Source organism: Gemmatimonas sp., assembly GCF_044344655.1.
In the GTDB taxonomy this organism is placed as follows: Bacteria; Gemmatimonadota; Gemmatimonadetes; order Gemmatimonadales; family Gemmatimonadaceae; genus Gemmatimonas.
This window is the reverse complement of sequence record NZ_JBIJCN010000001.1, coordinates 221445-227954: the sequence shown is the minus strand read 5'-3', so window position 1 is coordinate 227954 and position 6510 is coordinate 221445. Positions and strand designations below refer to the sequence as shown.

The window sequence follows — 6510 nt, the reverse complement described above, 5'->3', positions numbered from 1 at the left end:
CGACGCGCCAGCGCAGCGCCGCGCAGCCCCAAGCAGCGACTGCGACCGTGGGAAGACCCCGACCGTGGTTGCAGTGCTCAGACTGTCGTGGCAGTGCCGCGACTGTGGTCGCAGTACCCCGACCAGCGCCCCGACCCAAACCAAGACCCCGCAGCGGGTTGCCCGCCTAGAACGTAGTATTCAGTGATGCGGCAGCGGAGCGGTCTGGCTCCTGCCGCGTTTCGGGCGTCGGTTGCAGCGATGTCCGAGCGCGTCCGAACTCCTCCCTTCTCGGACGCGAGCACCCCGCAGCGACAGCATTCGCAGCTTGAACAGCAGGTAGGCGACGCACCTGGGTGCCGATCGTTCTGTCGATCGCGCGCGCATGTGCACACTCGTGGAGCAGCTGGCATGAAGGTTCTGCTTGCATGGTCGGGACTCACGGCCTCGGTGACGATGCTCTCGTCGCTGTGGTCGGGTGCATCCAATCCCGTCCCTCGTGATCGTGTCTCCGGCACCCCGCCGCGTACTCCCGTCGTCGCCACCGCGAGTGGTGGGGCGGCTGCCACGCATGCGGTGTTGTCGAAGGCCATTCGTCCGTCGCGCGCGCCCATGAAGTACGGCGCCCGCGGCATGGCCGTCGCCGCGCTCGACAGCACGGTGCAGCGCTATTGTGGCTCCTGCCACAACCCCACGATGCGCCGCGGCAATCTCAGCCTGCGCGGCTACAGCGTGGCCAAGGCCACCGAGAGCGACGCGACCGAGAAGATCATTCGGAAGCTGCGTGCCGAGATGATGCCGCCGCCGGGTTCAAAGCGCCCGACCGGTGACACCCTGCTCGCCCTCGTCGAAACCCTCGAGCAGACCATGGATGCGGTGCCGATCAATCCCGGCACGCGCACCTTCCAGCGCCTCAATCGTGCCGAGTACGAGCGCGTGATCCGCGACCTGCTTGGGCTCGACGTCAACGCCGGCGAATGGCTGCCGCTCGATCAGAAGAGCGCCAACTTCGACAACATCTCCGACGTGCAGGCCCTCTCGCCCACGCTGCTCGAGGGCTACCTCAATGCGGCGTCGGCGGTGAGCCGTATGGCGCTTGGCGATACGAAGACCGGCGTGCAGCAGGTCCTCTACAAGACCTCGCCCTTTGCTTCGCAGCATCCGTGGGACCGCGTGGACGGCACGCCCTACGGCACGCGCGGCGGCATGGTGATCAAGCACGTATTCCCCGCCGATGGGGAGTATCGCATTCGCGTCAACGTGGGCGGCGGGGTGGGACGCCCCACCGAAGATGTGGACGTGTCGATCGACGGCGAGCGCGTGGCGCTGTTGCGCTACGATCGCGGCGTGAATCGCAACAGCGAATCCGCCGACCTGCCGCTCGGTGCTGACTACCTCATCACCGACGCCATCCGCATCAAGGGCGGCCAGCGCACCGTGTCGGTGGCGTTCGTGAAGAACGCCGACGGCCCGTACGAAGATCTCATCAAGCCGCACGAGTGGTCGCGTGCATCGCAGGGCAACGGCGCGGCGGGCACCACCGAGCCGGCGTATCTGATGGACGTGCTGGTCACGGGGCCCAACAAAGTGTTCGGGCTCTCCGACTCGCCGAGCCGCACCCGGGTGTTCACGTGCGCGCCCAAGGTGGCCGCGGCGCAGCGCGTCTGTGCGCAGAGCATCCTCGAGCGCATCGCCACGCGCGCATATCGCCGGCCGCTGACCGAGACCGACCGCACGGCGCTGATGAAGTTCTACGATCAGGGCGCGAAGGCCGGGGCCAACAACGCCTTCGAAGACGGGGTGCGGCTGGGCGTGCAGGCCGTGCTGGCGAGCCCGCATTTCATCTTCCGGTTCGAGCGCACGCCGGAAGGCGTGGCCGAAGGGAAGGACTACAAGATCGACGATCTCGAGCTGGCCACACGCCTGTCGTTCTTCCTCTGGAGCACCATCCCCGACGAGCGGCTGCTCACCCTGGCGAAGACGCGCCGCCTGTCGCAACCGGCCGTCTTCGGCGCCGAAGTCAAGCGCATGATGGCCGACCCGCGCGCGGAGGCGCTCTCCACGCGCTTCGCGGCGCAGTGGCTGCGCCTGCAGGATCTCGACAAGGTGAAGCCCGACGCGTTCCTCTTCCCCGACTTCGATCTGCAGCTCGCGCAGGCGATGCAGAAGGAAACGGAGCTGTTCTTCGAGGATCTCGTGCGCAAGGATCGCAGCGTGCTGCGGGCGTTCGATGCCGAGTCGACCTTCGTGAACGAACGGCTTGCCAAGCACTACGGCATTCCGGCGGTGACCGGCACGCACTTCCGTAAGGTGGCGTATGCGGACGACCAGCGCCGTGGTGTGATGGGACACGGCAGCGTCCTTGTACAGACCTCGCTCGGCAATCGCACCAGCCCCGTGCTGCGGGGCAAGTGGGTGATGGAAGTGCTGCTCGGGGCGCCACCGCCAGCGCCGCCGCCGAACATCCCTGACCTCGAGCAGACCGCTGGCGCGAAGGACGGCCGGCAGCTCACCACGCGCGAGCGCATGGAGATGCACCGCGCCAATCCCACCTGCAAGTCGTGTCACAACTTCATCGATCCGATCGGGCTTGCGCTCGACAACTTCGACGTGACCGGTAAGCTGCGCTTCCGTGAGAACGGCGCGCTGCTCGATACGCGTGGCAACCTGTACGACGGCACGCCGCTGACCACCAGCGCCGATCTCACCAAGGCGCTGCTCAAGCGCCCGCTGCCGTTGATGCGCAACTTCACCGAAAACCTGATGGCCTACGCCCTCGGCCGTCGCGTGGAAGATCACGACATGCCGGCCGTTCGTGCGATCGTGCGCGACGCGGGCAAGCAGAACTACCGCATGTCGGCCTTCGTGATGGGCGTGGTGACCAGCAAGGCGTTCCAGACCAAGCGCGCCGAGGCCGTGGCGGCCGACGACGCGCACAACTGATCCCAACAGGAGCAACCCGATGCAGTTTCTGACGCAGAAAACGCTGGAACGCCGGTCGTTCCTGAAGGGGCTGAGTGCCACCGTGGCGCTCCCCTACCTCGACGCCATGGAGCCCGCCGGGCGTTTCCTTGCCGGCGCGAACGGCACGGCTGCCACCGGACACACGCGACTCGTGTGCATCGAGTCGGTGCACGGCGCCGCTGGCAGCAACACCTGGGGCGCGTCCAAGTACCTCTGGGCACCGGAGGGCGTGGGGCGCCAGTTCGAGTTCGTGGCCGACAGCGCGCTCGGTCCGCTCGAGAAGTGGCGCGAGTATCTCACGATCGTCAGCAACACCGACTGTCGCATGGCCGAGGCGTTCGATGCGCCTGAGATCGGGGGTGATCACTTCCGTTCGAGCGCCGTGTTCCTCACGCAGTCGCACCCCAAGCAGACGCAGGGGTCGGATCTGTTCGTGGGCACCAGCTTCGATCAGATCGTGGCGCGCAAGATCGGCCAGGACACGCCGATCCCGTCGATGCAGCTGTGCATCGAAAATCTCGATCAGGCCGGTGGCTGCACGTACAACTACTCGTGCGCCTACACCGACACGATCAGCTGGGCGTCGCCGAACGACCCGCTGCCCATGATCCGCAATCCGCGCGCGGCGTTCGATCTCCTCTTCGGAGCCGGAAGCGACAACCGTGACCGCTCGGCGCGCCGCCGCGACAACGGCAGCATCCTCGACTGGGTCGTCGGGGAAATGGGGTCGCTCAAGCGCCAGCTCGGTCCCACGGACCGTCGTCGCGTGGACCAGTATCTCGAGAACGTGCGCGAACTCGAGCGCCGCATCCAGAAGGTCGAGGCCAAGAACAAGAGTGGCGAGGAGCGTCTGCTCCCCGAGGCGCCGGTGGGGGTGCCTGACTCGTTCGAAGAGCACATGAAGCTCATGTTCGACATTCAGGTGCTCGCCTTCCAGAGCGACATGACGCGCGTGTTCTCGTTCAAGACGGGCCGCGACGCCTCGAGCCGCACCTTCCCCGAGAGCGGGACGAACAAGGGCTTCCATCCCGCCTCGCACCACGGCGGCCGCGAGTCGGCGGTGATGGAGTTCAACATGATCAATCGGTACCACGTGGCGATGCTGCCGTACTTCCTCGAGCGTCTCAAGGAAACCAAGGACGGCGACAGCAGCCTGCTCGACAACACGCTCATTGTCTACGGTTCGCCGATGGCCGACGGCAACGTGCATAACCATCGTCGCTGCCCGCTCATCATGGTTGGCGGCGCCAACGGCATGATCCCGGGCAACACGCACCTCAAGGCGCCCGACGGCACGCCCATGGCCGACGTGTTCCTCTCGCTGCTGCACAAGTTCAACGTGGATGCGCCGAGCTTCGGCGACAGCGTGGCGCCCTTCGCGCTCTACACCAACGCCTGAGCGACTCCGCTCGAGGAGAGACAGGGATGCTCGATCGATTGCTGGGTGGGCGCGGCGTCGCGGCGGTGACGGCGGTGGCGGTGGGTCTCGCCTACGTCGCCGCCTCGCTCCCCGATGCCGCAAGCAAGGGCGACCTCGCCACCGTGCGCGCGCTGATTGCGGCGCGCACCAACGTGAACGCGGCGCAGGGCGATGGCATGACGGCACTGCACTGGGCGGCCGAGCGTGGGGATCTGCCCATGGCCACCGTGCTGCTCAAGGCGGGTGCGAAGGTCACGCCGGTGACGCGCAACGGCGCGTACACGCCGCTGCACATCGCGGCGCGCGCGGGCAACGGCGCGGTGGTGAAGGCGCTGCTGGCTGCGGGGGGCGATCCCAAGGTGCTCACGGCCACGGGGGCCACGGCGCTGCATCTTGCCGCGCAGGCCGGTGATGTGTCGGCGGTGAACGCCTTGATCGCCAAGAAGGCCGACGTGAATGCGCGCGAGACCACCTGGGGCCAGACGCCGCTCATGTTTGCGGCGGCGGCGGATCGGGCGGGGGCGATTACCGCGCTCCTCAAGGCCGGCGCGAACCCGGCGCTCCGGACCAACACGGTTGATCTCACCGAGGAGCTGGCGCGCCAGCAGGCCGCGGCGCGCAAGCGCAACGAGGTCCTCTTCGCCTATCTCCCGGAGAAGGTGCGCGACTCGGCGCTGAAGGCCATCTCGAAGGCGGAAGCGGAGCAGGCCGCGCTGCGTCGCCAGTTCATGGGCGGCGTGGAGCCGGTGCCTGGCGCCGACTCCGCGAAGCCCGCAGCCGCCTCCGCCGCCGCGCCCGCCGCCGCGTCCGCCGCCGCGTCCGCGCCGCGGCCGGCCGCACCGGCTGCCGCCGTCGCCCCGAAGCCCGATAGTGCCAAGGGTCCGAAGATCGGCCTGATCGCCCCGCCCGTGGATGCGCTTACGCCGAAGCAGATCGAGGAGGCCATTCTCGCCGGTCGCGCGATGTACGAGCGCAGGGACGTGGGGAAGACCGCCGAAGTGGTGGTGCCGCGCGATACCACCAACGGCTTCAACGCCAACTACGAAGCGTCCGTGGGGACGATGGGCGGACTCACGGCGCTGCATCACGCCGTGCGTCAGGGCAACATCGCCGCGACGATGGCGCTGATCGACGGTGGGGCCAACATCAACGAGATATCGGCGAGCGACAGCACCACACCGCTGCTGCACGCCGCCATCAACGGCCACTTCGACCTGGCCATGCAGCTCGTGAAGCGTGGCGCCGATGTGAAGCTGGCGAGCATGCATGGTCTCACACCGCTCTATGCCGCCATCAACACCTTCTGGCACCCGCGCTCGCGCTATCCGCAGCCGCAGGCCGTGCAGCTGCAGAAGACCACGCACTACGAACTCATGGACGCGCTCATCAAGGCGGGCGCCGACGTGAACGTGCGGATGAAGAAGAACATCTGGTTCTTCGGCTACAGCAACTGTGGTAATGCCAACTGTGGGCTCGAGCTGCTCGACGGCACCACGCCGTTCTGGCGCGCCGCGTACGCGGTGGATCTCGAGGCGATGAAGCTGCTCAAGAAGGCGGGAGCGATCGACACAACGCCGTCGTATCGTCCGCCGCAGCTTGGCCGTCGCCGTCCGCCCACGCAGGGCGAAGGCGCGGGCTTCCGCCCCGACAAGTGGCTCGACTCCGCGTCGAAGGCCGTGCCTGCCGGCATCGGTACGTACCCCGTTCACGCCGCGGCCGGCGTGGGCTATGGCAACGGCTTCGCCGGCAACGCGCATCGTCACGCGCCCGACGGTTGGATGCCGGTGATGAAGTATCTCGTGGAGGAGCTGGGCCACGATGTGAACAAGCGTGACCTCAACGGGTACACGCCGTTGCACCATGCCGCCTCACGCGGCGACAACGAGATGATCCAGTATCTCGTGAGCAAGGGGGCCGACCCCAAGGCCGTGGGCCGCGACTTCCGCACCACGGTGGATCTGGCCAACGGGCCGGTGCAGCGCCTGCGTCCCTTCCCGGAAACGATCCAGCTGCTCGAGAAGATGGGCGCGCGGAACAATCACCGGTGCGTGGGCTGCTGAACCGGCGAACAACGCGGAACTGGCCACCCGAAACCCGAAACTCCCCGCGGTTCACGAGATGCTCGTGAACCGCGGGGAGTTTCGGGT

At 67.4% G+C, this 6510-nt stretch carries 3 protein-coding genes; all 3 read left to right on the top strand.

Annotated features, from left to right (window positions below):
• Window positions 1-390: 390 nt before the first annotated feature.
• From ACIQ51_RS01090 to ACIQ51_RS01080, 3 genes are read left to right on the top strand one after another with little or no spacing between them, the layout of a single operon-like run.
• Window positions 391-2922: a DUF1592 domain-containing protein gene (locus ACIQ51_RS01090; protein WP_396203145.1), complete on the top strand. Its 2532-nt coding sequence runs from the start codon at window positions 391-393 to the stop codon at window positions 2920-2922.
• A 19-nt stretch (window positions 2923-2941) separates the two neighbouring features.
• Window positions 2942-4342, top strand: a complete 1401-nt coding sequence (locus tag ACIQ51_RS01085; protein WP_396203144.1) for a DUF1552 domain-containing protein — start codon at window positions 2942-2944, stop codon at window positions 4340-4342.
• 26 nt (window positions 4343-4368) lie between these two features.
• Entirely contained in the window at window positions 4369-6423 is a 2055-nt protein-coding gene (locus ACIQ51_RS01080; RefSeq protein ID WP_396203143.1) for an ankyrin repeat domain-containing protein, read from the top strand.
• Window positions 6424-6510 lie beyond the last annotated feature (87 nt).